General features: G+C 54.0%; 18 protein-coding genes and 1 tRNA gene. 10 read left to right on the plus strand and 9 right to left on the minus strand.

Annotated elements, in window-relative coordinates:
- Positions 1–113: 113 nt before the first annotated feature.
- Complete coding sequence (gene epmA / locus ACR8BN_RS17305) at positions 114–1,091, minus strand: elongation factor P--(R)-beta-lysine ligase (protein WP_003848297.1); 978 nt, start codon at positions 1,089–1,091, stop codon at positions 114–116.
- Between the two features lie 134 nt (positions 1,092–1,225).
- On the opposite strand from epmA, the gene ACR8BN_RS17310 reads away from it, so the two are divergent.
- Positions 1,226–1,750, plus strand: a complete 525-nt coding sequence (locus tag ACR8BN_RS17310) for a lipocalin family protein (RefSeq protein ID WP_143991155.1) — start codon at positions 1,226–1,228, stop codon at positions 1,748–1,750.
- A gap of 55 nt (positions 1,751–1,805) precedes the next feature.
- Here ACR8BN_RS17310 and ACR8BN_RS17315 read toward each other — a convergent pair whose 3' ends face one another.
- From ACR8BN_RS17315 to efp, 3 genes are all read right to left on the minus strand, one after another.
- On the minus strand, positions 1,806–1,940 hold the full coding sequence (locus tag ACR8BN_RS17315) for an entericidin A/B family lipoprotein (protein ID WP_003848302.1): 135 nt from the start codon (positions 1,938–1,940) through the stop codon (positions 1,806–1,808).
- 102 nt (positions 1,941–2,042) lie between these two features.
- Positions 2,043–2,174, minus strand: a complete 132-nt coding sequence (locus ACR8BN_RS17320) for an entericidin A/B family lipoprotein (RefSeq protein WP_003848306.1) — start codon at positions 2,172–2,174, stop codon at positions 2,043–2,045.
- 51 nt (positions 2,175–2,225) lie between these two features.
- Positions 2,226–2,792 carry an elongation factor P gene (gene efp, locus ACR8BN_RS17325; protein WP_008925396.1) on the minus strand — a complete coding sequence of 189 codons (567 nt, stop codon included), beginning with the start codon at positions 2,790–2,792 and terminating at the stop codon, positions 2,226–2,228.
- A 43-nt stretch (positions 2,793–2,835) separates the two neighbouring features.
- Here efp and epmB point away from each other — a divergent pair, with 43 nt between their 5' ends.
- Positions 2,836–3,864 (plus strand): EF-P beta-lysylation protein EpmB, encoded by a 1,029-nt coding sequence (gene epmB, locus ACR8BN_RS17330; RefSeq protein ID WP_064704939.1) that lies wholly within the window; start codon positions 2,836–2,838, stop codon positions 3,862–3,864.
- A gap of 53 nt (positions 3,865–3,917) precedes the next feature.
- Here epmB and ACR8BN_RS17335 read toward each other — a convergent pair whose 3' ends face one another.
- The 5 genes from ACR8BN_RS17335 to ACR8BN_RS17355 all read right to left on the minus strand — a co-directional run bounded on the left by ACR8BN_RS17335 (position 3,918) and on the right by ACR8BN_RS17355 (position 7,856).
- Positions 3,918–4,265, minus strand: coding sequence for a DUF4156 domain-containing protein (locus tag ACR8BN_RS17335; RefSeq protein WP_010251983.1), 348 nt, complete (start codon positions 4,263–4,265; stop codon positions 3,918–3,920).
- A gap of 303 nt (positions 4,266–4,568) precedes the next feature.
- Positions 4,569–4,724, minus strand: coding sequence for a YegP family protein (locus ACR8BN_RS17340; protein ID WP_010251985.1), 156 nt, complete (start codon positions 4,722–4,724; stop codon positions 4,569–4,571).
- Positions 4,725–4,941: 217 nt separating this feature from the next.
- Entirely contained in the window at positions 4,942–6,591 is a 1,650-nt protein-coding gene (groL, locus tag ACR8BN_RS17345; protein ID WP_010251987.1) for a chaperonin GroEL, read from the minus strand.
- A gap of 49 nt (positions 6,592–6,640) precedes the next feature.
- Positions 6,641–6,934, minus strand: coding sequence for a co-chaperone GroES (locus tag ACR8BN_RS17350; protein WP_010251990.1), 294 nt, complete (start codon positions 6,932–6,934; stop codon positions 6,641–6,643).
- A gap of 460 nt (positions 6,935–7,394) precedes the next feature.
- Entirely contained in the window at positions 7,395–7,856 is a 462-nt protein-coding gene (locus ACR8BN_RS17355; RefSeq protein ID WP_010251992.1) for an FxsA family protein, read from the minus strand.
- A gap of 328 nt (positions 7,857–8,184) precedes the next feature.
- On the opposite strand from ACR8BN_RS17355, the gene aspA reads away from it, so the two are divergent.
- The 8 genes from aspA to ACR8BN_RS17395 all read left to right on the plus strand — a co-directional run bounded on the left by aspA (position 8,185) and on the right by ACR8BN_RS17395 (position 16,181).
- Entirely contained in the window at positions 8,185–9,621 is a 1,437-nt protein-coding gene (aspA, locus tag ACR8BN_RS17360) for an aspartate ammonia-lyase (RefSeq protein ID WP_010251996.1), read from the plus strand.
- A gap of 110 nt (positions 9,622–9,731) precedes the next feature.
- Positions 9,732–11,033 carry an anaerobic C4-dicarboxylate transporter gene (locus tag ACR8BN_RS17365; protein WP_031591989.1) on the plus strand — a complete coding sequence of 434 codons (1,302 nt, stop codon included), beginning with the start codon at positions 9,732–9,734 and terminating at the stop codon, positions 11,031–11,033.
- Positions 11,034–11,097: 64 nt separating this feature from the next.
- The gene (gene cutA / locus ACR8BN_RS17370; RefSeq protein WP_031591988.1) at positions 11,098–11,412 is read left to right on the plus strand and encodes a divalent cation tolerance protein CutA; all 315 of its coding nucleotides are present in this window, start codon (positions 11,098–11,100) and stop codon (positions 11,410–11,412) included.
- The gene (locus ACR8BN_RS17375; RefSeq protein WP_434747169.1) at positions 11,388–13,088 is read left to right on the plus strand and encodes a protein-disulfide reductase DsbD; all 1,701 of its coding nucleotides are present in this window, start codon (positions 11,388–11,390) and stop codon (positions 13,086–13,088) included. Before cutA ends, ACR8BN_RS17375 begins: the two co-directional genes overlap by 25 nt.
- Before the next feature lie 63 nt (positions 13,089–13,151).
- Complete coding sequence (gene dicD / locus ACR8BN_RS17380; protein WP_064704942.1) at positions 13,152–13,727, plus strand: division control transcriptional repressor DicD; 576 nt, start codon at positions 13,152–13,154, stop codon at positions 13,725–13,727.
- A 107-nt stretch (positions 13,728–13,834) separates the two neighbouring features.
- A tRNA-Phe gene (locus tag ACR8BN_RS17385) sits at positions 13,835–13,910 on the plus strand.
- 952 nt (positions 13,911–14,862) lie between these two features.
- Positions 14,863–15,447, plus strand: a complete 585-nt coding sequence (locus tag ACR8BN_RS17390) for a fimbrial protein (RefSeq protein ID WP_031593634.1) — start codon at positions 14,863–14,865, stop codon at positions 15,445–15,447.
- A 53-nt stretch (positions 15,448–15,500) separates the two neighbouring features.
- Positions 15,501–16,181 (plus strand): fimbrial biogenesis chaperone, encoded by a 681-nt coding sequence (locus tag ACR8BN_RS17395; protein ID WP_434747170.1) that lies wholly within the window; start codon positions 15,501–15,503, stop codon positions 16,179–16,181.

The raw sequence follows: 16,181 nt of genomic DNA on the forward strand, positions 1-16,181 counted from the left end.
GCAAAGAAGGCCGCCATCCATGGCGGTCGGCCTCGCCATCCTGGCTCGGACGCTTTGCTCTTCATCCGGGCCAACCCTTCCCCTCTAATCCGCCATCGTTTGTGATTAACCGATTAGCAGCGATCCACCGGAAACGCGATGACATCGCTCAATGACTCCGCTTTCAACGCCAGCATGATGAGGCGATCAATACCCAGTGCGACCCCGGAACAGGCTGGCATGCCATGCGCCAGCGCATCCAGCAGATACGTATCAATAGGATGCACAGGCAGGCCGCGCGCCGCACGGCGACGGTTATCCTGCTCAAAACGCTGACGCTGCTCACGGCTGTCGGTCAGTTCACGGAAACCGTTCGCCAGCTCAATGCCTTTGTAATAGACCTCAAAGCGTTCGGCCACACGGTGATCTTCGGTACTGATCTCCGCCAGGGCTGCCTGGCTGGCCGGGAAATGATAAACGAAGCAGGGTTTATCCTGACCAATCTTCGGTTCCACACCCAGCATAAACAGCAGCATCAGTAAGGTATCGCGATCTTCTTCTGCACGCGCCAGCTCACCTTCACCCAGCTTCTCTGCCGCTTCACGCAACTGCGCTTTATCCGCTGACAGCGGATCCAGCTCAAGATGGCGGATAAACGCCTGCTGATAGGAGAGCGACTCAGCGCTGTCACACTCCAGCACCTGCTGCATCAGATCGTCGACTTCGTTCATCAGACGGTACATGTCGTAATGCGGCCGGTACCACTCCAGCATGGTGAATTCCGGGTTGTGGTGACGTCCCGCCTCTTCATTGCGGAAGCTGCGCGCCATCTGATAGATCGGGCCACTGCCCGCCGCCAGCAGGCGTTTCATATGATATTCCGGGCTGGTCATCAGCCAGAGATCGCGCCCCTGTGCCGCGCCAGGCCCGACAAAACGCGTCTGGAATGGCACCAGATGGATATCGGTAATGGTTGCCTGGCTCATCGCCGGCGTATCCACTTCCAGCACGCCGCGATCGGCAAAGAAACGACGCACTTCTGCTAAAATAGCGGCGCGTTTTAACAAATTGGCGATGGATGCGCTTGGTTGCCAGCTTGCCGTTTCGCTCATGGTGATGACTCCTGATACAAATTAGGGGGGAAGTCTACCTGCAATGCCTGCGGCAAACAATCTCGTGCCCGTACTGCCAAAAACAGCGTTTCGGCTTCTATACTTAAGCGGTTAAATCACAAAGGAATCCCACTATGTCTCCATGGAAAACAGTTGTTGCCAGCCTGAGTGCTTTTCTCTCTGTCGCCTGCAGCACTACGCCGCCAAAGAACGTCACGGTCGTAGATAACTTTGACAGCCAGCGCTATCTCGGTCAGTGGTATGAGATTGCCCGCCTTAACCACCCTTTTGAGCGCGGACTTGAACAGGTAACGGCAAACTACAGCCCGCGTGAAGATGGCGGCCTGAAGGTAATCAACCGTGGCTATAACGTCAAAAAGCAGCGCTGGCAGGAGAGCGTCGGCAAAGCCTACTTCACCGGGGAACCCACGCAGGCTTCTCTGAAAGTCTCTTTCTTCGGCCCCTTCTATGGCGGCTATAACGTGATTGCTCTCGATCCGGACTACCGCTATGCACTGGTATGTGGACCGAATCGCCACTATCTCTGGATACTGTCACGCACACCCCAGCTGGAGCCGGGCGTAAAAGAGAAGCTGGTTGATCAGGCGCGTCGGGATGGTTTCCCGGTTGAAGAGTTAATCTGGGTAAAACAGAAATAGTGCAGAATCTGACAAGCCGGTACGAAAAGCATTTCGTACCGGTTGGAATAACAGGTTACTTCGTGCTGTTCTGAATCGCCTGGCCGCCCGCTTCGACATCTTCACCTACGCCACGCGTTGTATTACAAGCTGTGAGCAGGGAAGAGAGCACCAGTACAGAGAAGATCGCAGCAATACTTTTCTTTAACATAACAATGTCCTTTTTGATGGATGTAAAGTACAGCGCTTTAAGCATAGCCGGATTTCCGGCAGTTGCTGCTGGCGAGACTTTAAAAAGGACAATCAGTTAAGGTCATTTTGCTGCTCGCGAAATGGCACCACCTAAGTGAGAGACATCTTCGCCAAAACCGTGGAATGTGTTACAGGCGCTTAACGCAGAGGAGACCAGCAACGCGAACGCGATTAATTTTGCCAGCTTGATCATTTTTTTCTCTCAGACAAGAAAAAGGCGCACCAGAAGATGCGCCTGCGAATCTTATTTCACGCGTGACACGTATTCGCCAGAGCGGGTGTCAACTTTCACCACTTCGCCCTCTTGCACGAACAGTGGCACTTTCACCACGGCACCGGTAGAGAGCTTAGCTGGCTTGCCGCCAGTCCCTGCGGTATCACCTTTCAGGCCTGGATCGGTTTCGATAACTTCAGCTTCGATAAAGTTCGGCGGCTGAACGGCGATCGGACGACCGTTCCACAGCGTAACGATACATTCAGCGTTATCCTGCAGCCATTTCGCTGCATCGTTTACCGTCTTCTCTTCAACCTGGAACTGCTCAAAGCTTTCCGGATGCATGAAGTGGTAGAACTCACCGTCGTTGTACAGGTAGTTCAGGTTGGTATCTACTACGTCAGCGCCTTCGGCGGAGTCGGTAGATTTAAAAGTTTTCTCAACGCGAGAACCCGTCAGCAGGCGACGCATTTTAACGCGCGCGAATGCCTGACCTTTACCCGGTTTAACGAACTCACTGGATTCGATGGCATACGGCTCGCCTTCGAACATGATTTTAAGACCGGGACGGAAATCGTTGCTAGAATAAGTCGCCATGAAGGCCCTCTACGAAAATTGACACTGGTACTAAGCCAAAAAAATGGCACACATTGTAACCCTAAAAACACCTTCCAGAGAAGATTGGTTGCAGCAACTTGCGGATGTTGTCACCGAACCTGATGAATTACTGCGGATTTTAGCCCTTGATCAGCACACTGAGCTGGCTGAAGGTGCGGATGCGCGGCGTCTTTTCGCCTTACGTGTACCGCATGCGTTCATCCGCCGGATGAAAAAAGGCGATGCGCACGACCCGCTGCTGCTTCAGGTACTGACCCGCCGCCAGGAATTCACTGATGCGCCAGGTTATAGCACCGATCCGCTCGATGAACAAAGCAACGTTGTACCTGGATTGCTGCATAAATACCGAAACCGGGCTTTATTGTTGGTAAAAGGCGGCTGCGCCGTCAACTGTCGCTACTGCTTCCGTCGTCATTTCCCCTATCAGGATAATCCCGGCAACAAGCGTAGCTGGCAGGCTGCACTGGACTATATCGCCGATCATCCCGAGCTGGATGAGATCATTTTCTCCGGCGGTGACCCGCTTATGGCGAAAGATCATGAGCTCGCCTGGCTTATCGCCGCGCTGGAACAGATCCCCCATCTGAAACGTCTGCGCATCCACAGCCGCTTACCGGTGGTGATACCGGCGCGCATTACCGATCAGCTCTGTCAGATGTTAAGCGAGACGCGTCTGCAGGTGGTGATGGTGACGCACATCAACCATGCGCAGGAGATTGATGATGAGCTGCGTGAGGCGATGATTAGCCTGAAGCGTGCTGGAGTGACTCTGCTGAATCAGAGCGTGCTGTTGCGTGGCGTCAACGATAATGCACAGACGCTGGCCACCCTGAGCAATGCACTATTTGATGCCGGCATCCTGCCCTACTATCTGCACGTGCTGGATAAGGTACAGGGTGCGGCGCATTTCTTTGTGTCAGATGACGAGGCCCGCCAGCTGGTGCGTGCACTTCTGTCACAGGTCTCCGGCTATCTGGTGCCAAAGCTGGCGCGTGAAATTGGCGGAGAGCCAAGTAAAACACCGTTAGATTTACAGTTACGTCAGGAATAAAAACGGCCAGCAAAAGGCTGGCCGGTTCAATATGGCAGACTGCCTGACTCACATTATGGGCACTTGTAGACCTGGCCGGTCATTTTGCTGTCGAGTGGCGCGAACGCGGACAACAGGTTCTGCGTCGGACTGGTTGCTCCATAAATCACGTTACCGCCCATCTCCGCTGCGCGATTGCGCAGGTCGTTTGCTGCGCCACGCAGTGCACTGGTTTCGCCGCCCGCACCGCTCAGCCAGTTGCTCTGTGAGCCGGTAATATTGCCCAGAAGCTGACAGGTATTGCCAGGCTGCTGATCGGTAAACGTTACGCGCTGTCCTGCTGAAGAGAGTTGCGTAGAGCTGCTGCAGCCCGCCAGCAATAACGCGCCAGCCGTCAGTCCGAGCAAGAGGTTAATCCGCATTGTAATCCCCATTTATTATCATCAGAGTCGGGTGGCAGCGTAGCAGAAAAAGGATTTTTCTTTCTGCACATTCATTGCCCTTATCCCGTTATATCGTCTCAATATTTCACGCCGCTTGCAGGCTGGCAAGCGTGCCGATGCTGGTGAATAAAATGAAGCCAGTCGATCAGTCGGCGCAGCCGCAGACAGCGTGACATATCAAGAGGAAAGACGAACGATTGCGCCTTACTTATACTATTTTCCCACCCAAAAGAAAAACCCCCGACCGTTTCCGATCGGGGGTGATGTCAGAGCGTGATGCCCTTAACCGGTGTAGCCATTACGTCGTGCATTTTCGATGCAATCGGCTTTGTTAACGTAGCCCTGACTGGCGGCGCCGGTAATATTGCCGTTGGGCGCCGTTCTTCTCCAGCGCCACTTGTGTGCTTCGTCCTTATAAAATTCCCATTTATCGTGCATTTTTATTTTCCTTAATCTGCTGTTTATCCCTTTCAGAGCGCGCTATTTCGCGCCGGGATCCACGTTAGAGCATCCCGCCCTGACTAAACCATGATGCAGAACATAAAAAAAGTTAATGGGTTTTTCCTGCTGCTGCCAGCATTCAGACGCTGAAAAAGAAAAACCCCCGACCGTTTCCGATCGGGGGTTCTTTGATGACTTAAGCAGTCAACGGCAATTACATCATGCCGCCCATACCGCCCATGCCACCCATACCGCCAGCGCCGCCGCCTAAATCAGGTGCGTCGCCTTTTGGCAGGTCAGTGACCATACATTCGGTTGTGATCATCAGACCCGCAACAGAGGCCGCGTACTGCAGAGCAGAACGGGTCACTTTGGTTGGGTCCAGGATACCGAAGTCGATCATGTTGCCGTACTCTTCAGTCTGCGCGTTGTAACCGTAGTTACCGTCGCCCGCTTTCACGTTGTTAGCGACAACAGATGGCTCTTCACCGGCGTTAGAAACGATCTGACGCAGTGGAGATTCCATCGCGCGCAGCGCAACTTTGATACCGACGTTCTGATCTTCGTTCTGACCACGCAGATCAACCAGCTGTGCTGCCACGCGAACCAGCGCCACACCACCACCAGCAACCACACCTTCTTCTACAGCAGCACGGGTTGCGTGCAGCGCATCTTCAACGCGGGCTTTCTTCTCTTTCATTTCAACTTCAGTTGCTGCGCCTACTTTCAGAACGGCTACGCCGCCTGCCAGTTTCGCTACGCGCTCCTGCAGTTTTTCTTTGTCGTAGTCAGAGGTTGCTTCTTCGATCTGCTGACGAATCTGGGTTACACGGCCCTGAATTGTCGCCTCTTCACCCACACCGTCGATGATGGTGGTGGTATCTTTGTTGATCACAACGCGTTTTGCCTGGCCCAGATCTTCCAGAGCCGCTTTCTCCAGCTCCATACCGATCTCTTCAGAGATTACGGTACCACCGGTCAGGATAGCGATATCCTGCAGCATAGCTTTACGACGGTCGCCGAAGCCTGGTGCTTTAACCGCAGCCACTTTCACGATGCCGCGCATGGTGTTAACCACCAGTGTTGCCAGCGCTTCGCCTTCAACATCTTCCGCGATGATCAGCAGCGGTTTACCGGCTTTCGCAACGGCTTCCAGCACTGGCAGCATTTCACGGATGTTAGAGATTTTCTTGTCAGCCAGCAGGATGAACGGAGATTCCAGTTCAATCGCACCGGTTTCTGGCTTGTTGATGAAGTAAGGTGACAGGTAGCCGCGATCAAACTGCATACCTTCAACCACATCCAGCTCATCCTGCAGGCCGGTGCCTTCTTCAACGGTGATCACGCCTTCTTTACCCACTTTCTCCATCGCCTGAGCAATCAGCTGACCCACTGTTTCATCGGAGTTAGCAGAGATAGTACCTACCTGCGCAATCGCTTTAGAGTCTGAGCAAGGAACAGACAGCGCTTTCAGTTTCTCAACCGCAGCGATAACAGCCTGGTCAATACCGCGCTTCAGGTCCATCGGGTTCATACCCGCTGCGACCGCTTTCAGGCCTTCGGTGATGATAGACTGTGCCAGTACGGTTGCAGTGGTGGTACCGTCACCCGCAGCGTCGTTCGCTTTAGAGGCAACTTCTTTCACCATCTGCGCGCCCATGTTCTCGAACTTGTCTTCCAGCTCGATTTCACGTGCGACAGAAACACCATCTTTAGTGATGGTCGGTGCACCAAAAGATTTATCCAGAACTACGTTACGGCCTTTAGGACCCAGGGTAACTTTTACTGCGTCTGCCAGTACGTTCACGCCACGCAGCATTTTTACGCGTGCGTCATTACCGAATTTTACGTCTTTAGCTGCCATCTTTAAATATCCCTTAAATTCGTTTCGTTCAGTGAATTACGCGTAAAAATTACGCTTCAACAACGGCCAGAATGTCGCTCTCAGAGATGATAAGCACCTCTTCGTTGTCGATTTTCTCGGTTTTCGCGCCGTAACCTTCGCTGAAGATCACGATGTCGCCAACCTTCACGTCCAGCGGCTTAATGTCGCCACTCTCAAGGATGCGGCCATTGCCGACAGCCAGTACTTCACCACGGGTGGATTTACCGGCTGCGGAACCGGTCAGCACGATGCCGCCAGCTGATTTAGCTTCAACTTCTTTACGCTTGACGATAACGCGATCGTGCAATGGACGAATTTTCATTTGATAGCTCTCCTTTGAGAAGTCCAATCATTCAGTTTTGGGGTTGAACACCGGGCTGCATGGCTTCCGGCCTCGTGACCAGAGAGATAGGGCCGCTGCCACCCACTTTCAAGGGGGCGGACAACAAATTTTTTACCCGCGAGTGATAAGTGATGGCTTTTTGAACAGATAATGGGGCAAATAAAAAACGCAACCCGAAGGTTGCGCCAGTGTGCTGACAAACTCATAACAGGGTGACCCTGGCAGCAACGACTAAGCTCAGGGCGCAGGAAACTGGGTCAGAAGAGGAAAGCGTCCCGCGCCACGGATGGCGCGGGCCGAGCAGTCATGGATGACGATTTTGCGACTTTCCGATCTGACCCTGTTCCCTGAGCGGCTCCGGTCTCACAGTTGACCGGGTCAGTTTTTTCAACAATCTCACGCAACCCGAAGGTTGCGCTTTCAGAGGTGACAGTTGCGGTTAACGATCCTTGTGATCGTCATGATGCTCAAGGCGATCGCTGTCTTTACGCTCGAACTCGCCATCCATGGTGTAGCCGCTGTCTGGTCCGGCTCCCGGTCCCCGCCAGACGCGCAGATGAGGCATCAGCTTCAGCGTCAGATGCTTCTGCACCGGTGGCAGCAGCAGCAGCAGGCCCAGCAGGTCGGTAAAGAAACCAGGCAGCAGCAGCAGGAAACCGGCGATGATCAGCGACACGCTTTTGATCATCTCGTTGGCCGGGCTTTCATTACGTGCCAGCTTCTCCTGCATCAGCATAAAGTTTTTCATGCCCTGATTTTTGACCAGCGAGACGCCGATACACGAGGTGAAGACCACCAGCAGCATGGTAAGCAGCACGCCCATGACGTGTGCAACCTGAATGAAGAGGGAAATTTCAATCCAGGCCAGAACGAAAAAGACTAATAACGGTATCCAGCGCACCGTACTCTCCTGTAAGTAGGGGCTGAACGGCAGCGTGCCGGTCAGCAGAAAGCGTTCATCCTGAGGATGATAAGAAAAGAGATGGGCACCCGCGCCGCCATTTTCAACCGATCCTGTCAAATTTATCCTGCGGGGTTAATTTTGTAACCAACTTCACATATCGTTAACCAGGCTGCAGCATTAAGTGATCTGCATGCGTGCTTTTCATATGCATCAGAATATGATCGCACACGCCCCTATGAAGACGGATAATATGTCGGCACGGGTACACCACGACAAAATAAACACATCCTTTGTGATGGTTAGCGGCAACAACAAGAAGGTTATCATGGCGAACAACATTCGTATCGAAGAAGACCTGTTAGGTATGCGCGAAGTTCCGGCGGATGCCTATTATGGCGTTCATACTCTGCGTGCGATTGAGAATTTTTATATCAGCAACAGCAAAATCAGCGACATACCTGAATTTGTCCGCGGCATGGTGATGGTAAAAAAAGCGGCGGCGATGGCCAACAAAGAGCTGCAGACCATTCCGCGCAACATTGCCGATACCATCATTAAGGCCTGCGACGAAGTGCTCAACAATGGCCGCTGTATGGACCAGTTCCCCGTGGATGTTTATCAGGGCGGTGCCGGAACCTCGGTTAACATGAACACCAATGAAGTGCTGGCGAACATCGGTCTGGAGCTGATGGGCCACCAGAAAGGGGAATATCAGTACCTCAACCCCAACGATCATGTGAACAAATGCCAGTCCACCAACGACGCTTACCCAACCGGTTTCCGCATCGCGGTCTACAGCTCGCTACTGAAACTGCTTGATGGCATCAGCCAGCTGGCCGAAGGCTTCCAGCACAAAGCCGATGAATTCCAGACCATCCTGAAAATGGGCCGCACCCAGTTGCAGGATGCCGTGCCGATGACTCTCGGGCAGGAATTTCACGCCTTCAGCGTACTGCTGAATGAAGAGACCAAAAGCATTCTGCGCACCGCGGAACTGCTGCTGGAAGTGAACCTGGGCGCGACCGCCATCGGCACCCGCCTCAATACGCCGGAAGGTTATCAGCACCTGGCGGTACAGCGTCTGGCGGAAGTCAGCAACCTGCCGGTGGTGCCGGCGGAAGATCTGATTGAAGCGACCTCTGACTGTGGCGCCTATGTGATGGTCCATTCATCGCTGAAACGTCTGGCGGTGAAGCTCTCTAAAATCTGTAACGACCTGCGCCTGCTCTCCTCTGGCCCGCGTGCTGGCCTCAATGAAATCAACCTGCCAGAGCTGCAGGCGGGTTCCTCTATCATGCCCGCCAAGGTCAATCCGGTTGTACCGGAGGTGGTAAACCAGGTCTGCTTCAAAGTGATTGGCAACGACATCACCGTGACGATGGCCTCTGAAGCGGGCCAGTTGCAGCTCAACGTGATGGAGCCGGTGATTGGCCAGGCGCTGTTTGAGTCGATCAGCATTCTGACTAACGCCTGCTACAACCTGCTGGAGAAGTGCATCAACGGCATTACCGCCAACCGCGCGGTGTGCGAAGCCTATGTCTTCAACTCGATTGGTATCGTGACTTACCTCAACCCTTACATCGGCCACCATAACGGCGACATCGTCGGCAAAATCTGTGCGGAAACCGGTAAAAGCGTACGTGAGGTCGTGCTGGAGCGCGGCCTGCTGACGGAAAGTGAGCTGGACGATATCTTCTCGGTGCAGAACCTGATGTACCCGGTTTATAAAGCCAAACGTTATACTGATGAAAACGAACAGTAAGGTTTAACCGACGCTGGTTAACAAAAGGCACACCGCGATCAACACGGTGTGCCTTTTTTTTGTTAAACAGCACACCCGGCTATTACCGGTTTATCTTTCAGGAGTCATTCATGTTTGTGGTTGAGCTGCTTATCGTCTTGATGGCGATCTGGTTGGGCGCACGTCTTGGCGGCATTGGTATCGGGTTCGCAGGCGGAATGGGCGTGCTGATCCTGACGCTGGGATTTGGCATGACACCCGGCGCTATTCCGTTCGATGTGATTGAAATCATCATGGCGGTGATCGCCGCCATAGCCGCCATGCAGGTGGCGGGCGGGATGGATTATCTGGTGAGCCTGGCGGAACGCCTGCTGCGCCGTCATCCACGCCACGTTACGCTGCTGGCACCGCTGGTGACCTACCTGATGACGCTACTGGCCGGTACCGGACATACCGCGTTCTCAACATTACCGGTGATTGCCGAAGTGGCGAAAGAGCAAGGCGTTCGCCCTTCCCGGCCGCTGTCGATTGCGGTAGTGGCTTCGCAGATCGCGATTACCGCGTCACCCATTTCAGCCGCGGTGGTCTTCTTCGCCACCCTGCTTGAGCCGCGCGGCGTCAGCTATATCACGCTGCTGGCGATTGCCATCCCCTCAACCATGGTGGGCCTCTTCCTGGCGGCTCTGGTGACTAACTTCTTAGGCCGTGAGCTAAAGGATGATGAGGTTTATCAGGCGCGTCTCGCCAAAGGCGAAGTCACGCTGCGTGGCGCCAGCCTCTATCAGGCAAAACCGGGCGCGAAAAAATCGGTGCTGCTGTTTCTGACGGGCATTGTGGCCGTGGTGCTTTATGCCACCGCGACCAGCGCCAGCGTCGGGCTGATCGTCAATCCGCCACTGCCACGCAATGAAGCAATTGTGGTGTTTATGCTGACCATCGCCACGCTGATCAGCCTGACCTGCAAACTCGACACCAGCGAAATTCTCAGCGCCAGCACCTTTAAGTCCGGCATGAGCGCCTGTATCTGCGTGATGGGCGTCGCCTGGCTGGGCGATACCTTTGTGAAGGCACATCTGGCGGAGATTCAGATGCTGGCGGGCGACACGCTGAAAACCTATCCGTGGATGCTGGCGCTGGTGCTGTTTTTCGCCTCGATGCTGCTCTACTCGCAGGCTGCGACCACCAAAGCGCTGATGCCCGCCGCGCTGCTGCTGGGCGTTACGCCGCTTACTGCCATCGCTTCCTTCGCGGCGGTTTCGGCGCTGTTTGTGCTACCGACCTACCCGACCCTGCTGGCCGCCGTAGAGATGGATGACACGGGTTCGACCCGGATTGGCAAGTATGTGTTTAACCACGCCTTTATCATTCCCGGAGTGATCGCCATTGCACTGTCGGTGCTCTCTGGCTTCGTCTTTGGTGGATTGCTGCTTTAGCGCACTCCTCGTGTTACGGATGGAGCGTGCTATCATCGGCGCTCTTTAAAACAGGAGTCACAGGATGAATGCTGTCGTTATCCTCTGCACCGCGCCCGATCAGGCCACGGCGGAGCACCTTGCTGGCTTAGCGCTGGAAGCCAGGCTGGCGGCCTGCGTCACACTGCTGCCGGGCGCCACCTCCTGGTATCTCTGGCAGGGAAAAATGGAGCAGAGTAGCGAAGTCCAGATGCTGCTGAAATGCGACCGCGATCATCAGCAGGCGCTGTGTGATCTGCTCAAAGAAGCTCACCCTTACGATGTGCCCGAACTGCTGGCGCTGCCGGTTCAATATGGAGACAGTGAATACTTGTCATGGCTGCACGCATCTCTCGCTTAATTACGCTTCTGCTGACGCTGTTTATCTGCCTGCAGGCGCACGCTTCACTCTTTTCAAATCCGGCGACCAGTCGCTTTGTGCCGGTCGATCAAGCCTTTACTTTTGACTTCGAGCAGAAGGGCTCGCAGCTCAACCTGCACTGGAAAGTGAAATCGGGTTATTACCTTTATCGCCAGCAGATCCACATCACACCGCAGAACGCGGCCATCGCGCCGTTAACGCTGCCGGCAGGTCAGCCGCATGAAGATGAATTCTTCGGCAAAAGTGAAATCTATCCGCAGGATCTGACGCTGCCGGTGACGCTGCAACAGGCGGCCAGCGGCGCCACGCTCAGTGTGACTTATCAGGGCTGTGCCGCCGCCGGATTCTGTTATCCGCCAGAGACGCGCAGCGTACCGGTAAATGCGGTGACCGCCAGCAGCGCACCGCCGCCAGTCAGCGCTCAGCCCGCGCCCGCCAGCCCGCTGCCTTTCTCGCCGCTCTGGGCGCTACTGATTGGTATCGGTGTCGCGTTTACGCCCTGCGTACTGCCGATGTATCCGCTGATCTCCGGCATTATCCTTGGCGGACAGCGCCACTATTCGCTGGGCCGGCTGTTCGCGCTGGCGATGGTCTATGTGCAGGGGATGGCGCTGACCTACACACTGCTGGGATTGGTCGTCGCGGCAGCGGGTCTGCGCTTCCAGGCCGCGTTGCAGCATCCTTATGTGCTGTTCACGCTCTCACTGCTGTTTATCGTGCTGGCGCTGTCGATGTTCGGCCTGTTTACGCTGCAACTGCCCGCCAGCCTGCAAACCCGCCTGACCCTGTGGAGTAATCGTCAGCAGGGTGGCTCGCTGCCCGGCGTCTTCCTGATGGGCGCGCTGGCGGGTTTGATCTGCTCGCCCTGCACCACGGCGCCGCTCAGCGCCATTCTGCTTTACATCGCGCAGAGCGGAAATCTGTGGGCCGGTGCCGGGACGCTGTGGCTTTATGCGGTCGGAATGGGATTACCGCTGATCGCCGTGACCCTGTTTGGTAACCGGCTGCTGCCGAAAAGCGGCCCGTGGATGCAAACCGTTAAAGAGGGCTTTGGCTTTGTCATCCTGGCGCTGCCGGTCTTCCTGCTGGAGCGGGTGCTGGGCGATGCGTGGGGATTGCGACTCTGGAGCCTGCTCGGCGTCGCGTTCTTTGGCTGGGCGTTCAGCGTCAGCCTGCGCGCCAGCAGCGGTAAGTGGCGCATCGTGCAGATTATCATGCTGGCCGCTGCGCTGATCAGCGCACGCCCGTTGCAGGACTGGGCCTTTGGTGGCCCGGCGGCGCTGCAGGCTGTGGCACCGCTGCCGTTCCATACCATCCAGACGCCGCAGCAGCTCGAAAGCGCGCTGCAGCAGGCCCGCGGGCGCATCACCATGGTCGATCTCTACGCTGACTGGTGCGTCGCCTGTAAAGAGTTTGAAAAATATACCTTTAGTGATAGCGCCGTGCGCGATAGCCTGAGCCAGGTACAGCTGCTCCAGGCCAACGTCACCGCCAACAACGCCAGTGACAACGCGCTGTTGCAGCATCTTCAGGTGCTGGGCTTACCGACAATTTTGTTCTTTGATGCGCAGGGCCGCGAAATCGCCGGATCGCGCATCACCGGGTTTCTCAATGCCGCCGACTTCCGGGCGCATTTGCAGAAACTTACCCCGTAAACAACACTGGAGTCAGGGCATTGCCCGGTGCATTACCGGGCCTGCATACCAGAGGAGAGTCACTTGCAGCGTGAACAGATACTCGAGCATGCATTGAATGTGCTTGAACAGAACGGCCTCGCCGCCACCCTCTCATTGGAAACCCTGGCGGGTTCCGAATTAACCCGTGACCAGCTTCAGCAGTTCTGGCCCGATCGTGACGCCCTGCTCTACGATGCGCTGCGCTATCACGGGCAGCAGATTGAAACCTGGCGGCGCCAGATCCTGCTGGATGAATCGCTGTCGCCCGACCAGAAGCTGATGGCACGCTATGAGGTCCTGAGTGAGCAGGTCAGCAAAGGACGCTTTCCGGGCTGCCTGTTTATCGCCGCCTGTAGCTTCTACCCGCAGCCCGATCAGCCCATCCATCAACTGGCCGAACAGCAGAAACGCGGCTCATGGCAGTTCACCCACGACATTCTGGTGGAGCAGGCGCTGGATAACCCCAGCATGGTGGCCGATCAGATGGAGCTGATTCTTGAAGGCTGCCTCAGCAAGCTGCTGGTGAAGCGCAATGTGCAGGATGTCGCTACCGCACAGCGGCTGGCGGAGGATGTTTACAGCATCGCGCTGTGCCGTAAAAATGGCGCACTGGCCTGAGGTTTTACCCGCTTTGACTGAAAATCAGGCAATCAGTCACGTTTTCCGGGGTTTTTTAGTGAAAGCCGTTGACGACCCGCGGCCTTTACGGTTTAATGCGCCCCGTTGCCCGAATAGCTCAGTCGGTAGAGCAGGGGATTGAAAATCCCCGTGTCCCTGGTTCGATTCCGGGTTCGGGCACCAAAATTTAAAGAACCCGCCTCTGGCGGGTTTTTTGCTTTTGTGGCGCGAACCGGTTATCGAAGGTTCGATATACTCGCCACATCCTGTGCCTCACCCTCCGGGCCGCGCGATGCAAAAATGCTCCCGGCATTTTCGGGTTCGGGCACCCTATTTAAAATGAACGGACCTCCACGGAAATCCGTTTTTTTTGCGTCATGTTTATGTCACCTCTACCCTGTTTCGCGCCCTCTTCCGCACAGGTACGCCATTCTGCCGTTGTCCAGCGTCAGGCATGACAGCGACAATCTCTGAACTGCCCCTCAATTCTTCCCCCTCTGCTCGCTTCTCTGAACTTATCAGCTCTGTCAGCGGCCATCCTGGCCTGGATCAGGCGATCACGCTATCTGTCATAGACATTGAGCCTGCTGATTACTCTTTGTTCGGGCCAGCCCCATTTTATCCGATAGTCCGGAATGGTTTTTTTAAAATCATTGCAAACGATCTTTTCTGATCTTTATCAAAGCATATGTTGTGGGCAGCAGAGATAACTTACATCTCTTTCATTGCGATAGACGCACACATAATATACGCCTCAAATGAGAATGAAATCATTCTCCACCCTGATAAATATTATTGCATTTATAAATTTCATTATTTTTAGTAAAAATAAAATAACTTATTAACATGGATATCCAATATACAATACTTATTCCTCAATACTTCGCCTGTATAATAAAAAATCACAGGTTATTTTTTCTTAAAAAAATTATAATGCCCCCATCTTATTATTAAGAGGAGGGCATCACCCCGCATACAGCACAACACCATAAAAATAATAAAGAAAAAAATAAATTATATATAAAACCTCAACTGCGATATTTTCGTAATTTTACAATAAAAATATTTCTTATATTTATTGTCAGTCGTTATTTACAAAACACAACAAAGCAAACTCAATAATAAAGGTGATCACATGAAACTGGAATTTAATAAAAAAGCCCTTCTGGTATTTGGTGTTTCAGCGCTGTTCCCGGTGGGCTCAGCTATGGCGGCAACAACCAGCGGTGGTTCTGTCAATTTTAACGGAAGCGTTGTGACATCAGCCTGCGCCATCAGCGCCAACAGCGCAAACATTGATGTTGATATGGGTGAAGTGCGTACGGCTACGCTGGCCGCTGCAGGCAGTGAAGCAAGCGTGGCTAAAACGTTTTCTATCGCCCTTGAGGATTGCGCAATTGCGGATACCTCAGCATCGACAGAAGAGACACCTATTGCGGCCACCACTGTCGCAGTGACCTTCTCCGGTACGCCAGACAGTAATGATGCCAACAGCCTGGCAGCAGGTGTAAACGGCGGCGCTGCATCAGCGCAGAATGTGGCCATTCGTCTTTATGACGAGCAGGGCAACATCGTGAAACTGGGCGAGGCAGCCACAGCGATTCCACTGCGTAAAGGTGCTAACTCTCTGAACTTCAGCGCTAAATATTATTCGCCAACCGGTGGTGCGACTGCGGGCGATGCCAGTGCAGTTGCCACTTACACCGTAACCTACTCGTAATCATCATGCCCGGTTTAACGACCGGGCATGAATAGACGTTCAGGAGAAAAATAATGCGTTCTTTAAGCTGGGTTTGTCTGGCTGCCACATTGTTTTCATCGGCGGTACACGCTGGTGGAGTGGGGTTAGGGGCGACACGTATGGTCTACTCCGCTGATGCAAAACAATCAACATTGCAGGTCAGAAATACGCACGTACAGGCCTCGTTTTTAATTCAATCCTGGATGGAAACTGCCAGCGGGGAGCGCACGCAGGATTTCGTTATTACGCCGCCGCTTTATGTTTTAAAACCAGCAACCGAAAGCGTGGTAAAGATTATCTTTAATGGTCGATCTTTGCCACAGGATCGTGAATCCCTGTACTGGATAACGGTTAAGGCTATTCCTCAGCAAACAAAAAATAGTGCAGGTAACTCTCTGCAGTTCGCCTCTGCGAATCGTATTAAGGTATTTTACCGTCCCGCTTCACTTCCGGGTAATGCTAACGAAGCATGGAAAAAAATCACCGGTGAATACAGCGCGGGCAAAGTTGTGCTGCGCAACCCAACGCCCTGGTTCATCACAACGATCAATCTCAACGTTGATGGTAAGGCGGTTAAGCCTGTGATGTTGCCACCTGAATCAAGTACCACGCTGGAGGAGAAGTTCAGCCGGGCTACATCGCTGACTTTTCAGACCATCAATGACTACGGTGCATGGACACCTGTAACCCGCGTCCCGTTGAACCGTAAATAA

The organism is Pantoea sp. Lu_F5_004, assembly GCF_051136245.1.
GTDB lineage: Bacteria > Pseudomonadota > Gammaproteobacteria > Enterobacterales > Enterobacteriaceae > Pantoea > Pantoea agglomerans.

Bases quoted from the DNA above. Each gene is read 5' to 3' on its own strand.
- ACR8BN_RS17340 (WP_010251985.1), bottom strand. From the start codon at position 4,724: ATGCACGATAAATGGGAATTTTATAAGGACGAAGCACACAAGTGGCGC.
- ACR8BN_RS17395 (WP_434747170.1), top strand. From the start codon at position 15,501: ATGCGTTCTTTAAGCTGGGTTTGTCTGGCTGCCACATTGTTTTCATCG.
- ACR8BN_RS17350 (WP_010251990.1), bottom strand. From the start codon at position 6,934: ATGAAAATTCGTCCATTGCACGATCGCGTTATCGTCAAGCGTAAAGAA.
- ACR8BN_RS17320 (WP_003848306.1), bottom strand. From the start codon at position 2,174: ATGATCAAGCTGGCAAAATTAATCGCGTTCGCGTTGCTGGTCTCCTCT.
- groL (WP_010251987.1), bottom strand. From the start codon at position 6,591: ATGGCAGCTAAAGACGTAAAATTCGGTAATGACGCACGCGTAAAAATG.
- ACR8BN_RS17365 (WP_031591989.1), top strand. From the start codon at position 9,732: ATGTTTGTGGTTGAGCTGCTTATCGTCTTGATGGCGATCTGGTTGGGC.
- cutA (WP_031591988.1), top strand. From the start codon at position 11,098: ATGAATGCTGTCGTTATCCTCTGCACCGCGCCCGATCAGGCCACGGCG.
- efp (WP_008925396.1), bottom strand. From the start codon at position 2,792: ATGGCGACTTATTCTAGCAACGATTTCCGTCCCGGTCTTAAAATCATG.
- ACR8BN_RS17390 (WP_031593634.1), top strand. From the start codon at position 14,863: ATGAAACTGGAATTTAATAAAAAAGCCCTTCTGGTATTTGGTGTTTCA.
- ACR8BN_RS17375 (WP_434747169.1), top strand. From the start codon at position 11,388: ATGGCTGCACGCATCTCTCGCTTAATTACGCTTCTGCTGACGCTGTTT.
- ACR8BN_RS17310 (WP_143991155.1), top strand. From the start codon at position 1,226: ATGTCTCCATGGAAAACAGTTGTTGCCAGCCTGAGTGCTTTTCTCTCT.
- aspA (WP_010251996.1), top strand. From the start codon at position 8,185: ATGGCGAACAACATTCGTATCGAAGAAGACCTGTTAGGTATGCGCGAA.
- ACR8BN_RS17335 (WP_010251983.1), bottom strand. From the start codon at position 4,265: ATGCGGATTAACCTCTTGCTCGGACTGACGGCTGGCGCGTTATTGCTG.
- epmB (WP_064704939.1), top strand. From the start codon at position 2,836: ATGGCACACATTGTAACCCTAAAAACACCTTCCAGAGAAGATTGGTTG.
- epmA (WP_003848297.1), bottom strand. From the start codon at position 1,091: ATGAGCGAAACGGCAAGCTGGCAACCAAGCGCATCCATCGCCAATTTG.
- ACR8BN_RS17315 (WP_003848302.1), bottom strand. From the start codon at position 1,940: ATGTTAAAGAAAAGTATTGCTGCGATCTTCTCTGTACTGGTGCTCTCT.